This is a genomic window from Vibrio penaeicida (assembly GCF_019977755.1).
In the GTDB taxonomy this organism is placed as follows: Bacteria; Pseudomonadota; Gammaproteobacteria; order Enterobacterales; family Vibrionaceae; genus Vibrio; species Vibrio penaeicida.
The window spans coordinates 3,494,925-3,520,254 of the sequence record NZ_AP025144.1 but is presented as its reverse complement, the minus strand read 5'-3'; the positions used below and the strand labels follow the sequence as shown (position 1 = coordinate 3,520,254).

The window sequence follows — 25,330 nt, the reverse complement described above, 5'->3', positions numbered from 1 at the left end:
ATGGCGAGCATGAAGTTCAAGCCGTGGGAAAGAGTCATTACAGATATTCGGTTGGTACCAAAATTAGTGATGCTGATGGTATTCAGCACCGTCTTAATCATTGTTAAGCAACTTTGGGATGCGAATACTTTTTACGACTCTGTGGTTCTTGTCCAAAAAGACCAAGCGCAAGAAGTTTCCCATGCACAAGCCTCTTTTATTGACAGTGTTTTAAGAAGTAATGGGGAAGACGCGACATCGCTGGCGGAAAAAACCATTACTGCGTTGGTTAAAAGCCGCGACAACAACCATTACATCTATTTGGTTGAGCGCGATACTGGCAAAGTCCTAGGCCATCCTTCTGCAAGAACCATTTCTGATCTTACTCAGTCAACGGAAAGCGGACAGCTTTTATCTGGTCTTATTAATAGTGCATCAGCTGGCTTTGGTTTTGAATTGGAAGGCGGTAACCGATTTGAGTATGCATCCAAATTAAGCAGTGCAGATTGGTTTGTTATTGCCTCTCAAAGCGGAGATGTTGCTCAGGCTCGCTATGACGACTATCTATCGCAAATCTTTTGGCAAACTTTGGTGATGATCATTGTGTTTGTTGCTCTGTTACTTGGCGCTGCGCGAATTATGCTGCGTCAAACTCAGTACATTGCTTCAAGCATACAAAGAATGGCAGACAAAGACCTATCGACACCCATCAACCTAGAATGCAAAGACGAGTACGGCGATCTTGCTCGTGAGCTTGAGCGAACACGCTCTCAGCTGCAAGAGGTGATCAAACTTCAAGTCGATTCTTCTCAAGAGCTATCTGCCCTTACGGAAGTGATGACGATTAGCATGTCGGAAACCAAAGATTCTGCTCAAGAAGAGTTTAACGAGATCGACCAACTCGCCACGGCAATGAGCGAAATGACTACAACCGTTCAGACAGTCGCAGAACATGCCCAAAGTGCTTCATCTGTGACTGAAAATGCATCGAGTCAGGCTCAGCAAGGTCAGCGATTTGTGCAAGATACTGTAGGTAAGATGAGTGAGCTCTCAGGTGACATCTCTGAGTCTGCTCAGGCTGTGAACCAAGTAGAAGAACGTGTAGAAGCCATTGGTAGCGTTGTTGGGACGATTCAAGGCATCTCTGAACAGACCAATCTTTTAGCGCTGAATGCGGCAATTGAAGCAGCACGCGCAGGTGAAGCAGGCCGTGGTTTTGCGGTGGTTGCCGATGAAGTTAGAAACCTCGCTCAAAGAACGCAAGGTGCGACGATTGAGATTCAAGAAATGATTACTCAACTTCAAACCAGCGCAAATTCAGCGGTTGAGTTAATGGAAAAAAGTGTGGTTGAAGCCGCAGAAGGCGTGGAGCTGGTTACTAATGCTGGTACTGAGCTGGATGGCATTGTTGCTCAAGTGAGCCAAATCAATGACATGAATTTCCAAATTGCAACAGCGGCTGGGCAACAAAGTACGGTCGCGGAAGAGATGAACCAAAACCTAGACAATGTTCGCGAGTTGGTAGAGGCCTCTGTTGTTGTGGTTGGTGAGCTGTTAGAAACCTCAGAGATCATGCAAGCTAACGCTGAAGAATTGGACGGGAAAATACAGTCATTTAATGTTTAATCTATTTTTAAACTCATAGAATGCAAATAGCGCTCACATTTCATATGTGGGCGTTTTTTTATGTGATATGGTAAATCGAACAAACCACCTAACTCGTTGACAGGGATGAACAATGACCTTACCGACGCCCATTGCTGAACAAGCCCAATTCTCACGCCAGAAAATAGAAGAACAGTATCCTTCCGTTTTTGACACTTGGCCTCAAGCCAAATTGTCGGATCTTGAGCGCGTATTAGGATTGAGTGATTTTATCGCCGACAGCATGCAGCGAGACGAAAAGCTTTGTCAGCGTTTGCCGGAAATGCTTTCAACACAAAATCGAGCAGACGATTACCGTGATAGGTTGAAAAAACAGTTAGCTAAATGTGTTGATGAAAACGCCATGATGAAAAAGCTGCGCGAGTTTAGGCGTCGAGAAATGGTGTATATAGCTTGGCGAGATTTTACGGGATCATGGTCATTGGAAAACAGCCTCCTTCATTTATCGTCACTAGCCGAAGCACTGATCTTTGAGACTTATAGGCACCTTTATCAAACCAGCTGTAAAGAGTGGGGAACACCATGCAATGAAAATGGTGAAGCACAGCCGATGCTGATCATTGGTATGGGCAAGTTAGGCGGTGGTGAGCTCAACTTTTCTTCAGATATCGATCTTATTTTTACCTATCCCGAAAATGGAGAAACTCAGGGGGCGCGCCGCAGTATTGCCAATGCGCAATTCTTCACTCGCTTAGGGCAGCGAATGATCAAAGCACTCGATCAACAAACGTTCGATGGCTTTTGTTATCGTGTAGATATGCGATTGAGGCCCTTTGGCGAAAGTGGGCCGTTGGTGATGAGTTATGCCGCGCTAGAAGACTATTATCAGGAGCAAGGGCGAGATTGGGAACGATACGCCATGATTAAAGCTCGGGTTATGGGGCGCGAAATGTACCCAGAGTATCAGGAATTGCGGGGTATGCTTCGCCCATTCGTCTTTAGACGCTATATCGACTTCAGTGCCATTCAATCTCTCCGTCGTATGAAGTCCATGATCAGCACCGAAGTGCGCCGACGCGGATTGTCGGACAATATAAAGCTTGGTGCTGGTGGCATACGTGAAGTGGAGTTTATCGCTCAAGTCTTTCAATTAATCCGTGGAGGGCGTGAACCTAGCCTAAGAGGCAGAGGTTTACTGGAAACACTCGACGCAATTGAAGCCAAAACATTGTTATCTGAAATTGAAGTTCAGCATTTGAGAGAAGGGTATCTATTCCTTCGAAAACTCGAAAATTTAATTCAAGCTATTGGCGATCAGCAAACTCAAACCTTGCCAGACAAAGAGTTGGATCAACAGCGTTTGGTTGTCGCGATGAAATCATCAAATTGGGATACGCTGCGCGACTCGATTGACGGACATATGTCCAACATCCACGCTGTTTTTGAACAACTTATTGGTGATGAAGAGGAAGAAGCTCAAACAGTGTCTAAGCACTTCAAGGAAATGTGGGATCTTGCCAATACGGAAGATGTATTGATGCATATTTTCGAAGATGACCTCAAAGTCGAATCCCCAGAACCGATGGTGAAGACCATTATGGGCTTTAAAAAGGACTTGGCGAAAAAAACGTTGGGTCCACGTGGTCGCGAAGTATTGAATCGATTGATGCCTAAGGTTTTCCACGCACTCTTTAATCACAAAGATGCTGAGTTTGGTTTGTCTCGGGTGTTACACCTGCTTCACAATATTTGTACTCGCACAACCTATCTCGAGCTTCTTGATGAGCATCCCGCAGCCCTTACGCAGTTAGTGAGATTGTGTACGGCAAGCCCCATGATATCGGAGCAGCTTTCTCGTTACCCTATATTGCTTGATGAGCTTTTGGATCCGCAGCACCTCTATAACCCAACGCCACCAACCGAGTACAAGTCCGAGTTGCGAGATTACTTAGCGCGTATTCCAGAAGACGATATGGAGCAGCAAATGGAGGCGCTACGCCAGTTTAAGCAAATTTGCATACTGCGTATCGCCGCGGCGGATATTGCAGGTGTGTTACCTGTAATGAAAGTAAGTGACCACTTAACCTATTTGGCTGAAGCCATAGTAGAAGCTGTAGTAGGACAAGCTTGGCTACAAGTGACAGAAAAATATGGCGAGCCAACCCACCTGAAAGAGCGAGAGGGTAAAGGTTTTGCTGTTATTGGTTACGGTAAAGTCGGAGGTTGGGAGCTCGGGTATAATTCTGACCTCGATATTGTGTTCATGCACGACTGTCCTGTACACGTGAATACGGATGGGAAAAAAGAAATCGATGGCAGGCAGTTCTACCTGCGCCTGGCCCAACGAATCATCCACATATTTTCAGTTCGTACAGCTTCTGGCATTTTGTATGAAGCCGATACAAGGCTCCGACCTTCAGGAGCATCTGGCATGTTGGTCAGCCCAACCGATGCATTCGAAGAATATCAATTGCAAGAAGCATGGACGTGGGAACACCAAGCCTTAGTCAGAGCTCGTGCTATATACAGTGATGCGCCGTTAAAGTCGGCTTTTGAAGCAACGAGAGCGAAAGTATTATCTGCAAAACGTGATCAAAGCAAACTCAAAAAAGACGTGGCAGATATGCGTGAGAAAATGCGCAGTCATCTTGGGGGGAAAAAGGTCGGGCGATTTATGCTGAAGCAAGATCCCGGTGGCATTACCGATATTGAATTTTTGGTTCAATATTTGGTCTTAAATTTCAGTTCAGAATCCCCATCGCTATTGACGTATTCTGATAACGTTCGGATTCTTGAGGCGGCTGCGAATTTATCGCTGTTACCGGCGCAACAAGCAGCTAAGCTGACTTCTGCCTACACCGCATTAAGAGACGAAATTCATCACCGAAACTTACTCAATCAAGACGCTGATGTAGCGGAATCAAGGTTCCAAGATGAGAGGGAATGCGTCGTGTATTCATGGAATGAATGGCTGATCGACTAAATCCCATTGAAGTAGTTAGAGATAGACTCTGACCTTACGGTTTTTTTGCGTCTGGCGGCTATGTTACTATTCCGCCGGATTTGTATTTTTGGAGACAAACATGAAACCAATTTTGCCGGACTACACTCAATCTGGAGTGCTGATTGTTGGCGATGTAATGCTTGATCGTTACTGGTACGGACCAACAGGTCGCATCTCACCAGAAGCACCAGTACCTGTTGTTAAAGTTGAAGACAACGAAGAGCGTCCGGGCGGTGCGGCAAACGTGGCAATGAATATTGCTAGCCTTGGTGGTCATGCCCATCTAGTTGGTTTAACGGGACAAGATGAGCCCGCTCAGGTGCTGAGTGAACAATTAACGTCTCTAAAAGTGAAGTGTGACTTCGTCTCACTTCCAGATTTCCCAACCATTACCAAACTCCGTGTGATGAGCCGTGGTCAGCAGCTTATACGATTAGATTTTGAAGACAGTTTTGAAAATACTGACGCGCAGTATGTACTGGATCGAATGGAAAAAGCGTTACCAAGCGTGAAATCGGTCATTCTATCTGATTATGCAAAAGGGGCGTTAGAACACGTCCAGCAGTTCATCCAGAAAGCACGTTCAGCCAATGTCCCTGTGTTTATCGACCCAAAAGGGGCTGACTTTGAACGCTATCGTGGGGCTACATTGCTTACGCCTAACATGGCTGAATTTGAGTTAGTTGCTGGCAAAGTCAAAAATGAAGAAGAGCTTGTAGAAAAAGGGCTAGCTCTGATTGAAGAATTTGATTTCGAGGCGCTACTGGTGACTCGAAGCGAGCATGGTATGACTTTGCTCCGTAAAGGTCAGGAACCTTTCCATCTTCCAACTCAAGCGAAAGAAGTGTTTGATGTCACAGGTGCAGGCGACACGGTTATTTCTGTGCTTGCTGCCTCTGTAGCTGCTGGTAAGGCAATAGATGAAGCCTGTGCACTAGCGAACGCTGCCGCTGGGGTTGTAGTTGGAAAGCTTGGTACTTCTACATTATCAACCATCGAATTGGCAGAAGCGGTACATGGTAGCCAAGATACCGACTACGGTGTAATTGGTGAGCATGAGCTGATTGCAGCGGTTAAACAAGCGCGCGCGAAAGGTGAAAAAGTGGTAATGACCAACGGCTGTTTTGATATTTTGCATGCCGGTCACGTGTCCTATCTTAACCATGCCGCTGAGCTCGGCGACAGGCTCATTGTTGCCGTCAATACGGATGCCTCGGTGAAAGCGTTGAAAGGACCAGGTAGACCCGTTAACTCAACAGATCGCCGAATGGCTGTATTGGCCGGTTTGGGCGCTGTTGATTGGGTTGTGCCATTCAGCGAAGAAACGCCACAGCGTCTGATTTCTGAAGTTTTACCGAGTTTGTTGGTAAAGGGTGGAGACTACAAACCAGAAGAGATTGCTGGTGGTAAAGAAGTCATTGATGCTGGTGGTGAAGTGCGAGTGTTAAACTTCGAAGACGGATGCTCGACTACTGAGATTATTGAAGCAATCAAAGGTGGGCGCGGTTAAGCACTACCTACATTTGGTTATGAACAATAAAAAAACGACGCTTAAGCGTCGTTTTTTTATTAGTCTTGCAATATTTGGTAGCGATTAACTTACAGGTTTAAGCCCAGTGTTAATATCCAAAACATCTTGTTCATTCAGTGTGCCCACGGCTTGACGTAACTGCAGTACACTCAAAATATAGTTATAACGAGCGTCAGACAGGTTACGGTTGGCATCGTACAAACGGCGAGTAGAATCCAACACATCGACTATGGTACGAGTACCCACATCAAACCCAGCTTCGGTTGCTTCAAGTGCCGATTGCGCAGAAACGACTGATTGGTTGTACGCACGAATCGCGCCGATATTAGCATTGATGTTGTTGTAGTGGGCGCGCACATCTTTTACGACCGTGCGATATGTCTGTTCTAACCTCTGGCTTGCTTCAACATAGTTTGCTTCTGCTTTCTTTACTAGAGAGGTAATATTCCCACCAGTATAGAGCGGGACAGAGAGGTTTACTCCAATATTAAAATCATTGAAACTGCCATCACCCGTACCATTCAAGGTATTGGAGTTGTCTGTATATTTGTAACCACTATTAAGTGTTAGAGTTGGAAGGTGCCCTGATTCTGCAAGGGAAATATCATTTTTGGCAATATCACGTTTGATGCGTGTTGCTAACAATGACAAGTTTTCTTGCTGTGCTTTCTCAATCAAAGATTCTGTTGTGGATTCAGGTCGACTAGCAGCAAAGCGCCGAGTATCGAGGGTGGCTAGCTTTTGGTGTTCTTCACCTGTAATTTCACGCAGAGCTTCATAGCTATTTGCTAATGCATTTTCTTGCAATACTTCAGAAGCCAGCACACTATCGTATTGCGCTTGCGCATCGTGTACGTCTGTGATTGCAGATAAACCGACTTCAAATCGCTGTTTAGTTTGCTCCAACTGGCGAGCAACCGCTGCTTTTTCGGCGCGCACAAAGTCGAGGCTGTCTTGAGCTCGCAGTACCTCGAAATACGCAGTTGCAACACGCAATATCAGACCTTGTTGCTCAGCAGCGTATGCCGAGTCAACTTGTCGAGCAGACTTTTCCGCTTTATCTAGGTTTATCCAACTGTTACGGTTATACAGATCTTGCTTTAAGCCTACACCAGCTGTCAGTGCATTGCCTTCACGATCACTTTTACTACTTTGTTGAATGTTGTAACCTGCCGTTAGATCAATTTGAGGAAGCAAAGTACTGCGAGAGCTATTCACGGCTTCAAATGCTGCTTCGCGTTGTGCGGCGGCGCTCAGTAATTGAGGATCGTTTTGTTTTGCTAAATCGTAAATTTCAGCTAGGTTATCTGCCCAGGCTGCATTACTGCCCAGTGCAGCGGTAATCAATAGTGGAAGCAGCTTTTTCATTTTGCCTTTCCTGCCTTGTAATATAAAAATTGAAGCCATGCGAGTGTAACGCAACTCGCTTGATTTTTATGCCTATCTTTGCATTTTTAGCAATTTATCGCTGAGATGCACAGCAAATAAATTATTCATTTAAATATTTTTGCAATCATTATCAAAAAAGTTGAGCGCAATCATTGGAGATATCAGGATACAATGATTAGAATTCTCATCTCCGGAGACACGCAATGCAGCAATCAGACAACAAACATCAACAGTTTACTCCACAAGATGTAAAAATCATCTCAAGAAAATCGCTTTATCGAGGCTTTTTCTCGATGGTGAAATACACATTCCAGCACAAATTGTTTGCTGGTGGTTGGAGTAACCCCGTTGAACGAGAAATGTTTGAAAGAGGCCATGCCGCTGCGATGTTGCCCTATGACCCTATCGAAGACAAAGTTGTTTTGATTGAGCAAATTCGAGTTGGGGCGCTTGAACATAATAGCCCATGGCAACTCGAAATTGTGGCTGGTGTAATCGACACTGATGAATCTTCTGAGGAAGTTGTCCGCCGCGAAGCCGTTGAAGAGGCCGGAGTTGAAATTGGGAAAATCGAAACCATAACGAGTTATTACCCCTCTTCAGGAGGTTGTTCTGAAAAGTTGGATGTTTTCATTGGTCAGGTAGCGGCATCAAGCGCTAAAGGCATTCATGGCTTAGACTATGAAGATGAGGACATAAAAGTGCACGTGATGAGCCGCCAAGAAGCTTACCAGCTTGTTAGGGACGGAATTATTGAGAATGGTGCCTCAATAATTGCACTGCAATGGTTGGAATTGCATCATGAAGAACTAAAATCTCGATGGAAGTAAAGAATGTTGAATAAGCCATATCATGTTGATCTTGCAGCTCTCATGAGAGTCTACGAGACCAATTACGCCAAATTGAATGCATTGCTGCCAGGGCAGCCCAATGTCGGTGACGTGCGTTCTTATCAGGTGGCGTCAATGGCTTATCAGTTGGAAGTGAGTGAAGTGACCAAATACACCACGCTCATTGATGTATGTCAGTGTGATGAACAGCCCGTTTTTCCACTTCCGAAGATGACTGTAAGACTTTATCACGATGCTCGTGTTGCAGAAGTGTGTGCAAGCGAGCAGATTTCTCGTGTCTTTGCTCGTTATGATTACCCCAATACAAAAATGGTGCAAAAGGATGAAAAGTTTCAACTTAACCAATTTTTAGGTGAGTGGCTTACATTCTGTCTTAAGAACGGTATTAGCCGAAGCCCCATTTACTAAGCACCAACGTTACCAAAAGCCAACGTTATCAAAAATAGTGTAGAGAGATTTAGCCAGGTTTTATTTTGAAATTGTCCTTAGATTCAAATCGCGATATCAGACTATTGCAGATTACTGACACTCATTTGTTTGAACCTGAAGACGGGTGCTTGTTGAGTGTTAACACCCAAGATAGTTTTCATGCTGTTGTAAATACGGTAATTTCTCGGAAACTGGAATTCGAAGCCATTCTGGCTACAGGCGATATTTCGCAAGATCATACAGCCGCTTCTTATCAGAAATTTGAAGAAGGCATTGCTCCGTTAAAGAAGCCATGTTTTTGGTTGCCCGGCAATCACGATTTCAAGCCGGGTATGCACAGTATTTTCCCGTCTACGCAAATTAAGACAACTTCGCATGTGGTGCTTAATAATAAGTGGCAGATCATTTTACTGGATAGCCAAGTTGAAGGGGTTCCTCATGGGCGACTGAGCCAAGAACAGTTAGATTTACTTGAATCTAAACTGACTGAGTTTCCTGAGCACCGCACTATTGTTCTTCTGCATCACCATCCAGTATTGGTAGGCAGCCACTGGCTTGATCAGCATACTTTAAAAGATGCCGATGACTTTTGGTCAGTGTTGAGCCACCACCAAAATGTAGAAGCTGTACTTTGTGGACATGTTCATCAAGACTTTGATGTTATGTATCAGGGAGTAAGAGTAGTGGCGACACCTTCAACCTGTGTGCAATTTAAACCAAACTCCGATGATTTTGCGTTAGATAATGAATCACCAGGTTGGCGTATGCTTACTCTTACTCGAGAGGGTGAACTAAAGCTGGAAGTCGGGCGACTGTCCGATGGTGAGTTTCTCCCCGATTTTTCTGCCGGAGGCTACTAATTTGAGTGAAAATAAGCCCTCATTGTTGCTGTATATACATGGGTTTAACAGTTCCCCTCAGTCGCACAAAGCGAATGTAATACTAGAGTGGTGCAGTGAAAACCGACCAGACATTAAAGTTATCGCACCACAGCTTCCTTGCTACCCTCAACTCGCCGCCAAGTTTCTACTAGAAACGGTAAAAAAATATCAGACAGACTATCAAATAGGATTGATTGGCAGTTCTCTAGGCGGATATTTATCGACTTGGCTAAATGCACATTTTGGTTTTAGAGCTGCTCTAGTGAACCCAGCAGTGAAACCTTATGAATTGCTTGTAGATTATTTAGGGAAGCAAGTTAACCCCTATACTCAAGAAGAATATGTGCTTGAAGAAAAGCATATGGCTGAGCTTAAGGCTCTCGATGTAGACACAATTAAACATCCACAAGATTTCTGGCTACTTCAACAAGAAGATGACGAAGTATTGGATTATCGGCAAGCGGTTACACGATATAAAGACGCAAAACAAACGGTCGAGAAAGGTGGAGACCACAGTTTTGTTGGCTTTGAAAGATATTCTCAACAAATTATTGAGTTCTTAGGAATTTAACCCGGTAGTCCAAAAATTCAAACACGGAGGGGCAGATAACCCAAGTTGGGATGGGGTCATAATTTTGAGGTTTACTTACCTTGGTCTCTTGACATCCCCTTGTCTGTTCCAGAGTATGTTCCATCATAGTTTTATCATTGTGCTTTTGATGTCTTTTTCTACAACTAGGCGCAACTTTCCACAATGTCACCAAAAAACTTAACAATCACGCATCAAAGTGCTGATTGCATTCTAATCATTTGAGTATTATTCCGTATTATGACTGAACAATATAATGCGAAAGACCTGTCTGTTCTTGAAGGTCTCGACCCAGTACGACACCGTCCAGGTATGTATACCGAAACTGAGCGTCCAAACCATCTTGCACAAGAGGTTATCGATAACTCAGTCGACGAAGCACTTGCTGGGCATGCAAAGAAGATAAAAGTCATTCTGCATAGCGACCAATCACTAGAAGTGATCGATGATGGTCGAGGTATGCCCGTCGACATTCACCCAGAGAAAGGTATTTCGGGTGTGGAACTTATTATGACCAAGCTCCATGCTGGCGGTAAGTTTTCCAACGACAACTATAAATTTTCTGGTGGATTACACGGTGTAGGTATTTCCGTTGTTAATGCCCTATCCAAACGTGTTGAAGTAACAGTAAAGCGCGATGGTCAGGTGCATGAAATTGCATTCGAGGGCGGCACGACAGTCAGTGATTTAACTGTGACGGGTACTTGTGGACATCGTAATACAGGAACCTCCGTTCACTTCTGGCCAGACGCTAAGTATTTTGATAGCGCCAAATTCTCTGTTATTCGGTTGATCAATAACCTACGTGCGAAAGCGGTATTATGCCCTGGGCTAGAAATCACATTTAGCGATAAGGTAAATAACGAAGAACACAAATGGTTCTATGAAGATGGTCTAAAAGACTACCTTGCCGAAGGTGTGAAAGGCTATACCGTTCTTCCAGAAGAGCCTTATATCGGCGACTTTTCTGCTGAAACGGAAATGGCGACATGGGCCGTGATTTGGCAGCCTGAGGGCGGCGAAATGATCACAGAAAGCTACGTAAACTTGGTTCCCACCAAGCAGGGTGGTACTCACGTTAATGGTCTTCGCCAAGGTCTTTTGGATGCCATGCGTGAATTCTGTGAGTTTCGAAACTTATTGCCACGCGGTATCAAACTGACGGGGGATGATGTATTTGACCGCTGTTCTTATGTTCTGTCGATTAAAATGCAAGACCCTCAATTTGCGGGTCAAACCAAAGAGCGCCTATCTTCTCGTCAAACTGCGGCATTTGTTTCAGGTGTTGTGAAAGATGCCTTTAGCCTGTGGTTAAATGAAAAGCCGCAATTAGCCGAGCAACTAGCGGAAGTGTGTATTGCTAATGCGCACCGCCGTATGCGAGCGAGCAAAAAAGTCGTACGTAAGAAAATCGCATCCGGTCCAGCGCTACCAGGTAAGTTAACCGATTGTTCCGTTCAAGACTTAAGCCGCACTGAGATCTTTTTCGTGGAAGGGGATTCTGCGGGTGGTAGTGCAAAACAAGCACGAGATCGCGAGTTCCAAGCGGTGATGCCACTTCGCGGTAAAATACTGAATACATGGGAAGTGTCTGCAGATCAGGTATTGGCTTCTCAGGAAGTACACGACATTTCGGTTGCTTTAGGTATTGATCCGGATAACGACAACCTAGACGGTCTGCGTTACGGTAAAATTTGTATTCTTGCGGATGCGGACTCTGATGGTCTTCATATCGCTACGCTTTTATGTGCCCTGTTTACTCGCCACTTCCGTGCGTTAGTAGAAGCTGGTCATATTTACGTTGCAATGCCTCCTTTGTATCGAATCGACTGTGGTAAAGAAGTTTTCTACGCCTTAGACGATGACGAAAAAGAAGGGGTATTGGAGCGCCTTTCTAAGAAGAAAGCCAAAATCAACGTTCAGCGATTCAAAGGATTGGGTGAAATGAACCCACTCCAGCTGCGTGAAACAACTATGGATCCCAATACGCGTCGCTTGGTTCAATTAACCATAGATGACAGCGATGCAACCATGGAAATGATGGATATGTTGCTTGGCAAGAAACGTGCGGATGACCGCCGTACTTGGTTACAAAGCAACGGTGATTTGGCTGAGGTTTAATAGATGTCGACAGAAATAACATACGATGGCGTTGAACAGCTGCCAATGCGCAGGTTTACTGAAGACGCGTATCTGAATTACTCAATGTACGTCATCATGGATCGTGCCCTGCCTTACATCGGCGATGGCTTAAAACCGGTTCAACGACGTATTATTTATGCTATGTCGGAGCTCGGTTTATCCGCAGCGTCTAAATACAAAAAATCGGCTCGTACAGTGGGTGACGTGTTGGGTAAGTATCACCCTCACGGCGATTCCGCATGTTATGAAGCCATGGTATTGATGGCACAGCCTTTCTCCTATCGTTACCCATTGGTGGATGGTCAGGGGAACTGGGGTGCACCTGACGATCCGAAATCCTTCGCTGCAATGCGATATACCGAAGCCAAGCTGTCTAAATTTGCCGAAGTATTGCTTGGAGAATTAGGACAGGGAACCGTTGAATGGCAACCCAATTTTGATGGCACGATGAAAGAGCCACAAATGTTGCCTGCAAGGCTGCCACATATCCTTCTAAACGGCGTAACCGGTATTGCGGTAGGTATGGCGACAGACATCCCACCACATAACGTACGTGAAGTGGCTGACGCTACGATTAAGCTGATTGATAATCCTAAACTGGAACTTGATGACATAATGCAACATGTCCAAGGTCCGGATTATCCAACAGAAGCGGAGATCATTTCTCCGAAAGCTGAAATCGAGAAGATTTACCGCAATGGTCGCGGTAGCATTAAAATGCGCGCGGTTTGGAATAAAGAGAATGGTGAGATCGTAATTACCTCTTTGCCTCATCAAGTCTCGGGCGCTAAATTGCTGGAACAGATCGCTAATCAGATGCGAGCGAAGAAGCTACCAATGGTTGACGATCTTCGCGATGAGTCTGATCATGAAAATCCAACACGTATTGTTATTGTGCCAAGATCTAACCGAGTGGACAGTGATCAGTTGATGAATCATTTGTTTGCTTCCACAGATCTGGAAAAAAGCTATCGCGTTAACTTAAACATGATTGGCTTGGATAATCGCCCGCAAGTGAAAGGGCTGGTGATGATCCTGAAAGAGTGGATTGAATTCCGCCGTGAAACGGTTCGTCGTAGGCTGCAATATCGTTTAGACAAAGTGTTGGCGCGTCTACACATCTTGGAAGGTTTGTTGATCGCTTACCTAAACCTTGATGAAGTGATCGAAATCATCCGAACAGAAGATGATCCTAAAGCTGTGCTGATGTCTCGCTTTAGTATCTCTGAAATTCAAGCCGATGCGATCCTCGATACGAAACTTCGTAATCTTGCCAAGCTGGAAGAAATGAAGATTCGTGGAGAGCAGGAAGAGTTAGAAAAAGAGCGTGAGAAACTGGAGCAGTTGCTTGGCTCTGAGCGTCGCTTGAATACTTTGATTAAAAAAGAGATCAAAGCTGATGCGGAAAAATATGGCGATGATCGTCGCTCGCCAATTGTTGAGCGAGCAGAAGCGAAAGCGTTGACTGAGCGAGATCTAATGCCAAGTGAACCAATCACAGTGGTTCTGTCAGAAAAAGGCTGGATACGTCATGCGAAAGGTCATGATGTCGACTCTGAGAGCTTGAACTATAAGTCGGGTGATAAATATCTCGCTCATGCTCGTGGTAAGAGTAATCAACAAGCGGTTTTTCTGGGTACAGATGGTCGTAGCTATTCGCTTGAATCCCACTCGTTGCCTTCGGCACGGAGCCAAGGTGAGCCCATTACAGGTCGCTTGAACATTACTGCGGGTACAACGATCAGCCAAGTGATTATGGGTGAAGAAGAGCAGCTTTGGCTTGTTGGTTCAGATGCGGGTTATGGGTTTGTCTGTAAAGGCACAGATTTACTTTCCAAAAACCGCAGCGGTAAGGCGTTGGTCAATCTTCCTCAAAATTCTGAGGTGATGACGCCAAGCGCTATTTCTGATTTGGATAATGACGAGATACTCGCGATTACCAATCAAGGTCGAATGCTAATATTTGCAATTAAAGATCTCCCTCAGCTGAGTAAAGGTAAAGGGAATAAGATCATTAATATCCCATCAGCGAAAGCCAAAGAGCGTGAAGAAACGGTTTCTCACTTAATGGCTCTTCCTAGTGGTGTTTCTATTACTTTGTACGCTGGCAAACGCAAACTTGGTTTGAAACCTGCTGACCTGGATAACTTCCGAGGAGAGCGAGGTCGAAGAGGTAGTCTGTTACCACGAGGTTTGCAGCGCGTGACTCGAATAGAAATTGAGAGTAGCACGCAGTTATCTGCTCCTGAATCGGACAGTGAATAGTAAAAACCCCCTAGTTTAGCTAGGGGGTTTTTGTTTGGTGTGAATTGATCAATACATTTGAATGGAGCAAGATAGCAAAGAGACGGTGTTTTAACCCTGAGGGTCATCACCTACAAGTACATTGAGTTTTACTTTCTCGCCTTTACGAAGAACGGTCATCTCTACTTCTGCGCCAGGGCGTAGACCCGTTACAATTTCAAGAACACCTTCTTTTCCATTAACCTTTGCACCGCCAATTTCAAGTATGATGTCTTTTACTCGAATGCCCGCGTCTTCTGCTGGACCTCCTACATCCACACTCATCACGATGATGCCACCTACGTATTCTGCTCCGAGTATTCTTGATGAGATGGAAGTGATGTCTTGACCACTAATGCCGATGTAACCGCGAATAACACGCCCATCAGCAATGATTTTTTCCATTACCCTATCCGCTAAAAAGTACGGTATAGCAAATGAAATTCCATAGGTATTTGTATTTGTCGCTTGCTGGAAGGAGGCCGTATTGATTCCAACTAACTCGCCTTTCGTGTTAACCAAAGCACCGCCTGAGTTGCCTTTATTGATTGCCGCGTCGGTTTGTATAAATGGCTGACGGCCATCTGCGCTAATGGCAAAGCGTTCAATCGCAGAAATGATGCCAAAAGTAGTTGTTTGACCTAAGTTATACGGGTTACCTATCGCGAGTACGACATCGCCGACTTTTTCTTGGTAGTTCGGGTTCAAAGGGATAACAGGTAGATTTGCCCCTTCAATTCGCAAAACAGCAATGTCTGTCCTACGGTCTTTGCCGACCAGTTGAGCTGAGAAATATCGACCATCTTGTAATGCTACCGTTATTTCAGCAGCCTGAGCGATGACGTGGTAGTTTGTTATGATGTAGCCTTTTTTACTTACAATGACACCAGAACCCAGATCTTGTTTAATTCCAGCTCTATCACCACCATTTGGCTTACTCGTATAAATGTTGACGACAGCAGGGCTTGCTCTACGTACAGCATGACTGAACGATACCTGAAGATCTTCTATATTTGTCGGCGTGTCATCTATTGTTGCTTCTACCGCAGCTGTTCGCAGTGATGGCAATACGGCAAGAAGTAAACCTGCGGTAAGGAGCCCTATGAATGAAGAGCGTAAAAGGGTCTTCCACATACTATCCTCAGAGTGGGTATAAAGGGGAAAACCCCATAAGAATTTGATTTATATTGAGAGAGAAAGCATAGCACTGATTAGCCAACGTATGCCAGTACTGGCTATGTCAGCTGTGTGTTAGCCAAGATAGAGCTTTTAAAACGGCAGGTATAAAAAAGGAAGCAGTTATTTGCTTCCTTTTTAGAAGTGTTGTTCGTGAAATGACAAAAAGTGCTAACTTAATATCAATAACTTTATTAAAAACAAATACTTAGATGGAATTAATGTTTATCTAACAACAAGGTAAATTGTTCTTTCGCCTCGTTGGATGTTCAGCGCGAGTACATTTGGTTTGTCTTCCAAAATGGCTCTAAACTGCCCAAGGTTTTTAACACGAGTACGGTTAACACCAATGATGATATCTCCTTCCTTAAGCTGATAAGCATCGGCTGGAGAGCCTTTCTCAACACTGGTGACCTTCACGCCTGACAGTGGATCACTGTTGTCTGTGTTTGAGAGTTCCGCCCCGGCAAGCCCTTCATGCAGTTTGTCTGCCCGTGTCTTATTGTCACCAGCTTCTTGCAGGGTTGCGTCGAATGTTTTGTTTTTACCGTCGCGAATAACCCCAATGGTGATTTCTTTACCGGCACCTAGCGTGGCTATTTTCGCCCGAAGTTCTCCGAACGTGCTAATGGACTTACCGTTTAGTGAAACAATAACGTCGCCCGCTTCCAGACCTGCTTCATCTGCCGCACTTTCAGGCACAACCTGGCTTACGAATGCGCCTTTATTTGATGCGTAACCAAGGGCTTCAGCGAGCTCGGATGTGATTTCACTTCCTTGAACGCCAAGTAAGCCTCGTTTGACTTGACCAAACTCCAGTATTTGCTGTGTCAGGTTTTTCATCATATTGGCAGGGATCGCGAATCCAATCCCAACATTACCGCCATTTGGCCCAAGAATCGCAGTGTTTATGCCGATCAGTTCACCGTTTAGGTTCACCAATGCTCCACCAGAGTTACCGCTATTAATCGCGGCATCGGTTTGAATGAAGTTTTCAAAATTCTGTACGTTTAAGCCAGAACGCCCAAGCGCAGACACTATTCCTGAAGTAACAGTTTGACCCAAACCAAACGGGTTACCTATTGCAACAGTAAAATCACCAACGCGTAATTTATCGGAATCCGCCAATACGATTTGGGTTAGGTTTTCTGACTTTTCTAACTTGAGCAATGCCACATCCGACATTTCATCACCACCGATGAGCTCTGCATCGTATTCGCGACCATCGTGTAGTTGAACGCGGATTTCGTCAGCGCCTTTAATTACGTGGTAATTGGTGACAATGTGTCCTTTTTCGGCATCAATGACCACACCAGAGCCGAGCCCGCGAAACGGACGCTCTTGTACTTGCTCAGCAGGAAAGTCTGGGCCAAAAAAGAATCGGAATGCTTCTGGAACACGTTGAGTGGCAACGTGTTTGCCTTCGACGGCTATGCTTACAACCGCAGGGGTTACTTTTTCAAGCATAGGTGCAAGGCTAGGTAACTGTTCACCGCTAACCGCTACTGGTAATGCCGCAGTAGCGGGCAGTGGCGCGATGATTGAACTTAAGCTTAATGTTAATGCACTTAAAACAAGCAAAGGTTTTTTCATCATAAGGCTCCTCTTTGATAGGTGAAGATTATGACTCAGTAACCTAAATAAAGTTCAATCATCCATTTTTCAAGTCATGATACTTTTTGTACCAAGACCGTTTTTTGTATCAAGACAGTTTTGGAGCAGGCTCATCGGTAGGTGTATTGATGACTTCTTTCTCTTGGTCTTTCAGCAAACCCGTTGCACCATGCGCATAATCTTTAGGTGCTTCTTGACCGTTATCTTTAGAAATTATTTCTTCTTCAGTATGTTGGGCTATCTTTTTTACAAATGGATTGTCTTGTTCGGGAACGTTAGGCAGTAGCTCCGTCGACGTTTTCGCCATATGCTGATAGAGCTTTGTGTAGTCTTTCCCAAGCACATCTAACATTTCTGCCGTTTGAGCGAAGTGATCCGCAAGTTCTTGTCTTTGTTGCTCTAACTCGAATTTTGATTTTTCTAAATCTTTTTGAATGGATTTCTGCTTATTCGCATCCGGTGTCATCAGTTTTGCCAGAAAATAACCGGCAACTAATCCGATCACAATCCCAATGACAATATACATCCCAGGCATAAATGCTCCTTTATCATCGTTACAGTAAGCTGTGTTTGGCTGAATTTTGGGGAATTCAATTGCAGAGACCAAAGTCACCTTTAAGGCTTGATTTGTTATTGGTGTGTTACACAGCCGAAGGGGCATGGTACTATGAGTTCAGAGTACGATAAAGAGAAAGCGTCTTATACTGAGAACAAAAAAACGACATGTCTCAACTCTTTGAAGTCGCTATAATCGTAATAATATCAACACGATTAATGAACAATAATAAACGTAGTTTCCAATGACGCCTAAGCTTAAATATCAAGAAGATATAGAAAACAATGGATTTTCGGTTGACCCTGCTCAGCAACTTGCTGTTGAAAAATTAGACAGCTTATATCACCGATTTCAAGACTATTTAAATACTCCTATCGAACCACTTTCTACCTGGCAAAAATTGATGGGGAAGAAGCCTCAAAAACCTGAACCACCAAATGGTTTATATTTCTGGGGTGGTGTAGGGCGTGGGAAAACTTATCTAATGGATACGTTTTTTGATGCGTTGCCCACCGATAAGAAACTTAGGGTTCATTTTCACCGCTTTATGTATCGGGTTCATGATGAACTAAAAGCATTGGGTGAAGTTGCAGATCCTCTAGAGAAAGTGGCTGATGTATTAAAGTCTGAAGCCGACATCATTTGCTTTGACGAGTTTTTTGTATCGGATATTACCGATGCGATGATTTTGGGTACCTTGATGCAGGCGTTGTTTGCCAGAAATGTAGTTCTCGTAGCTACCTCTAATATTCCGCCACAAGACTTGTATCGAAATGGATTGCAAAGGGCTCGCTTTTTACCGGCTATCGCGCTAATCGAAAAGCATTGTGATGTACTGAATGTCGACAGTGGTATCGATTACCGCCTTAGAACCCTTGAACAAGCTGAAATTTTCCATTTTCCGTTGGACGAAGATGCCACCATCAATTTGAATCGATATTACCGTCAACTGGTTGGTGAAGGTCATCAATGCGTTACTCAAATAGAAGTGAATCACCGAATAATTGATGTCATTAATGTTCATGATGACGTACTTATGGCAACGTTCGGGCAGTTGTGTGAATCGATGAGAAGTCAAAATGATTACATTGAGATGTCTCGTGAATATCACACGGTATTGTTGGGTGATGTGAAGCAAATGGGAAAAAGTAATGACGATGCCGCAAGGCGATTTATAGCGTTAGTTGACGAGTTTTATGAAAGGAATGTAAAACTCATTATTTCTTCAGAAGTGGCTTTGGAAGAACTCTACACAGAAGGGCACTTAAACTTCGAATTTAAACGTTGTCAGTCGCGTCTAATTGAAATGCAAAGTCATGATTATTTGGCTAAAGAACACTTACCTTAATATCAGAAAAACGTAAAATTTGCCGATTCACTTTCCAAAGAGGAAAAAAATGATCTTTTTAGAGAAAAAAAGGTGATTTTTTCCTCACTCTTCTCTATAATCCTGCGACCTACCGTTACTGCGAGCCTCTGGCTACACATGATAAGTAGCTATGCCGAGAGTTTCCAACACTCGAAGGGGTGATGAATGGGGCTTTCAGACAGTGGGGACAAGTAATTGTTCCTTAAGTGTAAATTTTTTAATAGGTAATTATTAGCATGAAAACTTTCGTTGCTAAACCAGAAACTGTAAAACGCGACTGGTACGTTGTAGATGCAGAAGGTAAAACTCTGGGTCGTATTGCAAGTGAAATTGCATCTCGCCTACGCGGCAAGCATAAAGCAGAATACACTCCTCACGTAGACACTGGTGATTACATCATCGTTGTTAACGCTGAGAAAGTTGCTGTTACTGGTAACAAAGCTAAAGGTAAAGTGTACTACCGTCACTCTGAGTTCCCAGGTGGTCTAAAATCTATCACTTTTGAAAAGTTGATCGATCGTAAACCTGAAATGGCTATCGAACTTGCGGTTAAAGGCATGCTACCACGTGGTCCTCTTGGCCGTGCTATGTACCGTAAGCTGAAAGTTTACGCTGGCGCTGAGCACAACCATGCTGCTCAACAACCACAAGTACTAGACATCTAATCGGGGATTATGAAAATGGCAGAGAATCAATACTACGGCACTGGTCGTCGCAAAAGCTCAGCAGCCCGTGTTTTCATCAAACCAGGCAGCGGTGAAATTGTAATCAACAAGCGTAGCCTTGATGTTTACTTCGGTCGTGAAACTTCTCGTATGGTTGTTCGTCAGCCTCTTGAGCTAGTTGAATTGACTGAGAAGCTAGACCTATACATCACTGTTTCTGGTGGTGGTATTTCTGGTCAAGCTGGCGCGATCCGCCACGGCATCACTCGTGCTCTAATGGAGTACGATGAGTCTCTACGTCCTGCGCTACGTGCAGCTGGTTACGTTACTCGTGACGCTCGTTGCGTTGAACGTAAGAAAGTTGGTCTACGTAAAGCACGTCGTCGTCCACAGTTCTCTAAGCGTTAATCTTTCTCTATTCAGAAAGTTACCGCTCCAGTTTTGCTGGATTGTGGCACCAAAAGCTCGGTATTTATACCGGGCTTTTTGTTTTTTCCTTCCTAAAAATTCGTTGTAACTCTTTCTTCTTAAATTACATTTTTTAAATATCCCTATCTTTTGTGATGTGATCGCCACTTTCACTCACATTTGTTACAAAAAAGTAGTATTACCTTGTCAAAAAGTAGGGTTTTATTTATCATTTCTTAAGCAAATAAGTATAAAAAACGCGTAATTTTTAGCCATGCTCTTTGGAAGTCGAAAAAATAATAAGACACTGGGAGCAAATGGGAGAATGTTGGATGAGCAATGCGCCTATAAATAACGGACGTCGGCGCTTCCTAACAGCCACAACTGCAGTTGTGGGTGCTGTGGGAGGTATCGCCGTCGCCGTTCCTTTTATCAAATCTTGGAACCCTAGCGCCAAAGCTAAGGCCGCCGGAGCCCCTGTTGAAGTTGAAATAGGGAAACTGGAAGAAGGTCAAATGGTTCGTGTTGAATGGCGAGGTAAACCTGTTTGGGTGGTCCGTCGTTCGAATTCCATTGTTGAAGAACTCAAAGAGCTGGACGGGCAGCTTCGTGACCCTGCGTCGTCAGAGGAGCAGCAGCCTTCTTACGCGCAAAATACTTACCGGTCTATCAAACCTGAGTATTTTGTTGCAGTTGGAATATGTACTCACTTGGGGTGTTCCCCAACTTACCTCCCAGATAGCTTTAACGAACAAGTGCAAGGCGTTAAATCAGGGTTCTTCTGCCCATGTCATGGTTCTAAATTTGATATGGCAGGACGAGTATTCCAAGGGGTTCCGGCTCCTTTAAACTTGGTTGTTCCCAAGCATACATACTTGACCGACTCTAAGATTCTTATCGGGGTTGATGAAGGAGGGGAAGCCTAATGCAAGCGATACTTGATTGGGTAGAAAAACGCCTACCCGCGATGAATGCTTATAAAAAGCATCTTTCAGAATACCCAATGCCAAAGAATTTCAATTTCTGGTATCTTTTCGGTTCTTTAGCAATGTTGGTTTTGGTTAATCAGATCTTAACGGGCATCTGGTTGACAATGAACTACGTACCGTCTGGTGACGGTGCATTTGCTTCCATTGAATACATCATGCGAGATGTTGAGTATGGTTGGCTACTTCGCTATATGCATTCAACTGGCGCGTCTGCATTTTTTGTTGTGGTTTACCTCCACATGTTCCGTGGTCTAATTTACGGCTCTTACCAAAAGCCTCGTGAGTTACTGTGGATCTTTGGTATGTTGATTTTCCTCGTGCTCATGGCTGAAGCCTTCATGGGTTACCTACTTCCTTGGGGACAGATGTCGTATTGGGGAGCACAGGTAATTATTTCGCTATTTGGTGCGATTCCTGTAATCGGAGATGACTTAACGCTTTGGATTCGTGGTGACTATGTTATTTCTGGTGCGACGCTTAACCGCTTCTTTGCACTTCACGTTATAGCGCTACCCATCGTATTGCTACTGCTTGTTGTTTTGCATATTTTAGCTCTGCATGAAGTCGGCTCTAATAACCCAGATGGTATCGAAACCAAGCTACCGAAAGGCAGTATGGGTGACGACTACAAAACGCAATTCAAATTCCACGATTATTACAGCAAAAAATACGACATTATTGATTCGGTACCTTTTCATCCGTACGGAACTGTTAAAGATCTGGTCGGCGTTGCTGGGTTCTTATTCCTTTTCTGCTACGTATTGTTCTTTAATCCAGAAATGGGAGGTTACTTCCTTGAGCCACCTAACTTTGAAGCAGCAAACCCGCTGAAAACACCAGAGCATATTGCGCCAGTTTGGTACTTCACACCTTTCTACGCCATATTACGTGCTGTACCTGATAAGTTGTTAGGAGTGGTTGCAATGGGGGCTTCGATTGTTGTGCTGTTCCTACTTCCATGGCTTGATCGTTGTAAAGTACGTTCTTATCGTTATCGAAGTAAGTTCCACTTATTCAATATCATTCAGTTCACCATCTGTTTTGTCGCGTTGGGTGTTTTAGGTGCTTTACCTGCAACACCAACTTACACGCTTATGGCACAGATATTTAGTTTGGGTTATTTCATGTTCTTTGTGTTGCTGTACTTCTACAGTAAAAATGAAGCCACGAAACCATTACCAGAGAGGGTGACATTCAAATGAAGAAGTGGATTGTAATGCTTTTTGCTTTGATGCCATCTTTAGTGATGGCAGCTGGTGCGAATGTGCCACTAGACAAAGCGAACAACGATTTAAGCGATAAGGCTTCTCTGCAAAATGGTGCGAAGCTATTTATGAACTATTGCTTTGGCTGTCACTCAGCGCAGTATCAGCGATATGAACGTGTAGCGACTGATCTTAATATTCCTCTCGATCTTATGAAGGAACATTTGATATTTGATCCGGAAGTTAAAATCGGTTCTTTGATGGAAAACTCGATTCCAGATAAGCAAGCTGGTAACTGGTTTGGCGCGCCACCACCTGATTTGACTTTGGTTGCGCGAGTTCGTGGGGCCGATTGGTTGTATACCTACCTCCGTTCTTTCTATGCTGATCCATCACGTCCTTTTGGGGTGAACAACGTTGTATTCCCGAGCGTTGGTATGCCACATGTACTTGAAGAGTTACAGGGTGTTCCAACTGCAGTGTATGAAACACACACTGTAAACGGTGAAGAGAAACAGGTGATTGCCCGAATCGAAACGGATGGCCGCGGAGAACTCAGCCCGACGGAATACGACGATGCGGTTAGGGATTTAGTTAATTTCTTGGAGTACTCCGGCGACCCGGTCAAACTTGAGCGTCATGTTATGGGCTGGTGGGCTATGGCATTCCTTGTTCTCTTGACTATAGTGGTAGTATTCCTCAAGAAAGAGTATTGGCGTGATGTTCACTAATCGTGCTATAATACATCGCTAATTTTTCTACAATGGAGACAGTTGGTCTCCATTGTTTTTTTTATTTTCAAGTGTGCTGGAGGGCTCAATGGCTGTAGCTGCCAATAAACGTTCCGTGATGACTCTATTTTCTAGTGCTTCTGATATGTACAGCCACCAGGTTCGTATTGTTCTGGCTGAGAAAGGGGTGAGTTTCGAAGTTGAACTGATTGATGAAGCAAACTTACCAAGTGAGCTTATCGAACTAAACCCTTATAAGACGGTGCCAACCTTGGTTGACCGTGAACTAGCACTATATAACTCCAAGATTATCATGGAGTATCTGGATGAGCGTTTTCCGCACCCACCATTGATGCCAGTCTACCCTGTTGCCCGTGGTAACAGCCGTTTGATGATGTTCCGAATTGAGAACAACTGGTATTCGTTGGCAGAGAAGGTACAGAAAGGAAACGCTGAAGAAGCAGATTCTGCTCGCACTAAATTGCGTAACGATCTACTTACTCTTGCTCCAATTTTTGCAGAATACGAACACTTCATGAGTGAAGAATTCAGCTTGATCGATTGCTACTTGGCTCCGCTTCTATGGCGTTTGCCTGCGTTAGGTATCGATTTAATTGGACCAGGTTCGAAAGAACTTAAGATTTACATGAATCGCGTATTTGAACGTGATTCGTTCTTAGCTTCTTTAACAGAAGCTGAGCGTGAAATGCGTTTGGTTCGTTAATGGATATAGAGAAAATGACACCGCGCCGTCCTTATTTAGTACGCGCGTTTTATGAGTGGTTGGTTGATAACGACTTAACCCCGCATTTGGTTGTTGATGCAACATTGTCTGGTGTACGAGTTCCTAAAGAGTTTATTCAGGATGGTCAAATCATTTTGAATATTGCCCCGCGCGCGGTAGGTAACTTGGAAATGAGTAACGATGCGATTACTTTCAACGCCCGATTTGGCGGTAAACCTCATTCTGTCATCGCACCCCTTTACGCTGTGCATGCGATATATGCTCGTGAAAATGGTGCCGGAACTATGTTTGAACCTGAAGACGGTTACGCAGACGCAGAGGAAGGCATTGTTGAGGAAGACTCTGAAGATATCGGATTTGATGTTGTTGACAGCATTGCGGAATCCAAACAAGTCGAGTCTCCATCAGATAATACTCCACCTGAGAGACCGAAAGGTCGCCCTAGTTTAAGGGTTGTCAAATAGTTACTAGGTTCATATTCTCTAATCGGATAACATAAAAAAGCAGCGAATTTTCGCTGCTTTTTTATTTAGCTAAGAATAAATAACCAATTCAGACGCCTATCACCTTAGGCTAAGTTTGCTCGGCTATTTCAAAGGCTCGAATAACTTGTTTCACACCGGAAATATTGCGCGTAATGTCAGTCGCGATATCTGCTTGCTCAGGAGTAACATACCCAAGTAAAAAAACTTCACCATCTTCAGTGATGACTTTGATTTTTACTGTGGTCAGATTTTCGTTCGCAATCAAACTGGCTTTGACTTTAGTGGTAATCCAGCTGTCGTGCGTAATAGTTTGCAAATCAAGCAGCGGGCGAACACGTAATTGATTCGATACGCTACTTACCCCTTTAGTTTCTGATACTCTCACGCCGAATTGCTCTTTGTAGTCATGAGTGACAGCTTGACCGATTAGAATAACCTTACCGCGAAAGGCCGTTGCAGTTGCCTTTACGTGTCCAGTATAAGGGGCTTTGTTTCCAATTCCGGCTACCTCAAATTCCAATTGGCTATCTTGCCATTGCTCTTGAGTTGTGCGCGTATCTGAAACGATATTGGCAGTGGTTGCTGCGCCAGCCACCAACAATCCAGCACAACCTGTAAGGCTTAAACTGCAAGCTGCGACTAAAAACCATTTTTTCATCTCTGTACCTCTCGTCAAAATACCAAGCTGCTTACTCAACAGAACA

Annotated in this window: 22 protein-coding genes; 17 read left to right on the top strand and 5 right to left on the bottom strand. The window is 44.2% G+C overall.

Annotated features, from left to right (window positions below; all coding sequences use genetic code 11):
- The 3 genes from LDO37_RS15790 (at nt 1) to hldE (ending at nt 6,098) form a co-directional block, all read left to right on the top strand.
- On the top strand, nt 1-1,605 hold the full coding sequence (locus LDO37_RS15790; protein ID WP_126607210.1) for a methyl-accepting chemotaxis protein: 1,605 nt from the start codon (nt 1-3) through the stop codon (nt 1,603-1,605).
- Between the two features lie 112 nt (nt 1,606-1,717).
- A complete protein-coding gene (gene glnE / locus LDO37_RS15785; RefSeq protein ID WP_126607209.1) occupies nt 1,718-4,567 on the top strand; it encodes a bifunctional [glutamate--ammonia ligase]-adenylyl-L-tyrosine phosphorylase/[glutamate--ammonia-ligase] adenylyltransferase in 2,850 nt (949 codons plus the stop codon).
- Between the two features lie 100 nt (nt 4,568-4,667).
- Nucleotides 4,668-6,098 (top strand): bifunctional D-glycero-beta-D-manno-heptose-7-phosphate kinase/D-glycero-beta-D-manno-heptose 1-phosphate adenylyltransferase HldE, encoded by a 1,431-nt coding sequence (hldE, locus tag LDO37_RS15780; RefSeq protein WP_101112452.1) that lies wholly within the window; start codon nt 4,668-4,670, stop codon nt 6,096-6,098.
- 84 nt (nt 6,099-6,182) lie between these two features.
- On the opposite strand, the gene tolC is transcribed toward hldE, so the two are convergent.
- Nucleotides 6,183-7,487 carry an outer membrane channel protein TolC gene (gene tolC / locus LDO37_RS15775; protein WP_126607208.1) on the bottom strand — a complete coding sequence of 435 codons (1,305 nt, stop codon included), beginning with the start codon at nt 7,485-7,487 and terminating at the stop codon, nt 6,183-6,185.
- A gap of 224 nt (nt 7,488-7,711) precedes the next feature.
- Here tolC and nudF point away from each other — a divergent pair, with 224 nt between their 5' ends.
- From nudF to parC, 6 genes are all read left to right on the top strand, one after another.
- Nucleotides 7,712-8,338, top strand: a complete 627-nt coding sequence (gene nudF / locus LDO37_RS15770; protein WP_101112450.1) for an ADP-ribose diphosphatase — start codon at nt 7,712-7,714, stop codon at nt 8,336-8,338.
- 3 nt (nt 8,339-8,341) lie between these two features.
- Nucleotides 8,342-8,767 (top strand): DUF1249 family protein, encoded by a 426-nt coding sequence (locus tag LDO37_RS15765; protein ID WP_101112449.1) that lies wholly within the window; start codon nt 8,342-8,344, stop codon nt 8,765-8,767.
- 65 nt (nt 8,768-8,832) lie between these two features.
- Nucleotides 8,833-9,648 (top strand): 3',5'-cyclic-AMP phosphodiesterase, encoded by an 816-nt coding sequence (gene cpdA, locus LDO37_RS15760; protein WP_126607488.1) that lies wholly within the window; start codon nt 8,833-8,835, stop codon nt 9,646-9,648.
- Between the two features lies 1 nt (nt 9,649).
- Complete coding sequence (gene yqiA, locus LDO37_RS15755; protein ID WP_224055257.1) at nt 9,650-10,240, top strand: esterase YqiA; 591 nt, start codon at nt 9,650-9,652, stop codon at nt 10,238-10,240.
- Nucleotides 10,241-10,498: 258 nt separating this feature from the next.
- Nucleotides 10,499-12,379 (top strand): DNA topoisomerase IV subunit B, encoded by a 1,881-nt coding sequence (gene parE / locus LDO37_RS15750; protein WP_126607490.1) that lies wholly within the window; start codon nt 10,499-10,501, stop codon nt 12,377-12,379.
- 3 nt (nt 12,380-12,382) lie between these two features.
- Nucleotides 12,383-14,665: a DNA topoisomerase IV subunit A gene (parC, locus tag LDO37_RS15745; RefSeq protein WP_126607491.1), complete on the top strand. Its 2,283-nt coding sequence runs from the start codon at nt 12,383-12,385 to the stop codon at nt 14,663-14,665.
- Nucleotides 14,666-14,755: 90 nt separating this feature from the next.
- Here the strand turns inward: parC and degS are convergent, their stop codons facing one another.
- The 3 genes from degS to zapG all read right to left on the bottom strand — a co-directional run bounded on the left by degS (nt 14,756) and on the right by zapG (nt 18,008).
- A complete protein-coding gene (gene degS, locus LDO37_RS15740; protein ID WP_126607492.1) occupies nt 14,756-15,817 on the bottom strand; it encodes an outer membrane-stress sensor serine endopeptidase DegS in 1,062 nt (353 codons plus the stop codon).
- 267 nt (nt 15,818-16,084) lie between these two features.
- The gene (locus LDO37_RS15735) at nt 16,085-17,452 is read right to left on the bottom strand and encodes a Do family serine endopeptidase (RefSeq protein WP_126607510.1); all 1,368 of its coding nucleotides are present in this window, start codon (nt 17,450-17,452) and stop codon (nt 16,085-16,087) included.
- A 109-nt stretch (nt 17,453-17,561) separates the two neighbouring features.
- Nucleotides 17,562-18,008 carry a Z-ring associated protein ZapG gene (gene zapG, locus LDO37_RS15730; RefSeq protein ID WP_101112442.1) on the bottom strand — a complete coding sequence of 149 codons (447 nt, stop codon included), beginning with the start codon at nt 18,006-18,008 and terminating at the stop codon, nt 17,562-17,564.
- 265 nt (nt 18,009-18,273) lie between these two features.
- Between zapG and zapE the strand changes: the two genes are divergently transcribed.
- The 8 genes from zapE to sspB all read left to right on the top strand — a co-directional run bounded on the left by zapE (nt 18,274) and on the right by sspB (nt 24,605).
- Nucleotides 18,274-19,377, top strand: coding sequence for a cell division protein ZapE (zapE, locus tag LDO37_RS15725; protein ID WP_126607493.1), 1,104 nt, complete (start codon nt 18,274-18,276; stop codon nt 19,375-19,377).
- Between the two features lie 257 nt (nt 19,378-19,634).
- Complete coding sequence (rplM, locus tag LDO37_RS15720; RefSeq protein ID WP_101112440.1) at nt 19,635-20,063, top strand: 50S ribosomal protein L13; 429 nt, start codon at nt 19,635-19,637, stop codon at nt 20,061-20,063.
- Nucleotides 20,064-20,078: 15 nt separating this feature from the next.
- Nucleotides 20,079-20,471, top strand: a complete 393-nt coding sequence (gene rpsI / locus LDO37_RS15715) for a 30S ribosomal protein S9 (RefSeq protein WP_101112439.1) — start codon at nt 20,079-20,081, stop codon at nt 20,469-20,471.
- Between the two features lie 332 nt (nt 20,472-20,803).
- Nucleotides 20,804-21,397, top strand: a complete 594-nt coding sequence (gene petA / locus LDO37_RS15710) for a ubiquinol-cytochrome c reductase iron-sulfur subunit (protein WP_126607494.1) — start codon at nt 20,804-20,806, stop codon at nt 21,395-21,397.
- Nucleotides 21,397-22,662, top strand: a complete 1,266-nt coding sequence (locus tag LDO37_RS15705; RefSeq protein ID WP_126607495.1) for a cytochrome b — start codon at nt 21,397-21,399, stop codon at nt 22,660-22,662. Before petA ends, LDO37_RS15705 begins: the two co-directional genes overlap by 1 nt.
- Complete coding sequence (locus LDO37_RS15700; RefSeq protein ID WP_104401300.1) at nt 22,659-23,396, top strand: cytochrome c1; 738 nt, start codon at nt 22,659-22,661, stop codon at nt 23,394-23,396. Before LDO37_RS15705 ends, LDO37_RS15700 begins: the two co-directional genes overlap by 4 nt.
- Nucleotides 23,397-23,484: 88 nt before the next feature.
- Nucleotides 23,485-24,120: a stringent starvation protein SspA gene (sspA, locus tag LDO37_RS15695; RefSeq protein WP_126607496.1), complete on the top strand. Its 636-nt coding sequence runs from the start codon at nt 23,485-23,487 to the stop codon at nt 24,118-24,120.
- Nucleotides 24,120-24,605, top strand: coding sequence for a ClpXP protease specificity-enhancing factor (gene sspB / locus LDO37_RS15690; RefSeq protein WP_126607497.1), 486 nt, complete (start codon nt 24,120-24,122; stop codon nt 24,603-24,605). The genes sspA and sspB overlap by 1 nt, the downstream gene beginning before the upstream one ends.
- Before the next feature lie 109 nt (nt 24,606-24,714).
- Here the strand turns inward: sspB and LDO37_RS15685 are convergent, their stop codons facing one another.
- On the bottom strand, nt 24,715-25,284 hold the full coding sequence (locus tag LDO37_RS15685) for a BON domain-containing protein (RefSeq protein ID WP_126607498.1): 570 nt from the start codon (nt 25,282-25,284) through the stop codon (nt 24,715-24,717).
- Nucleotides 25,285-25,330 lie beyond the last annotated feature (46 nt).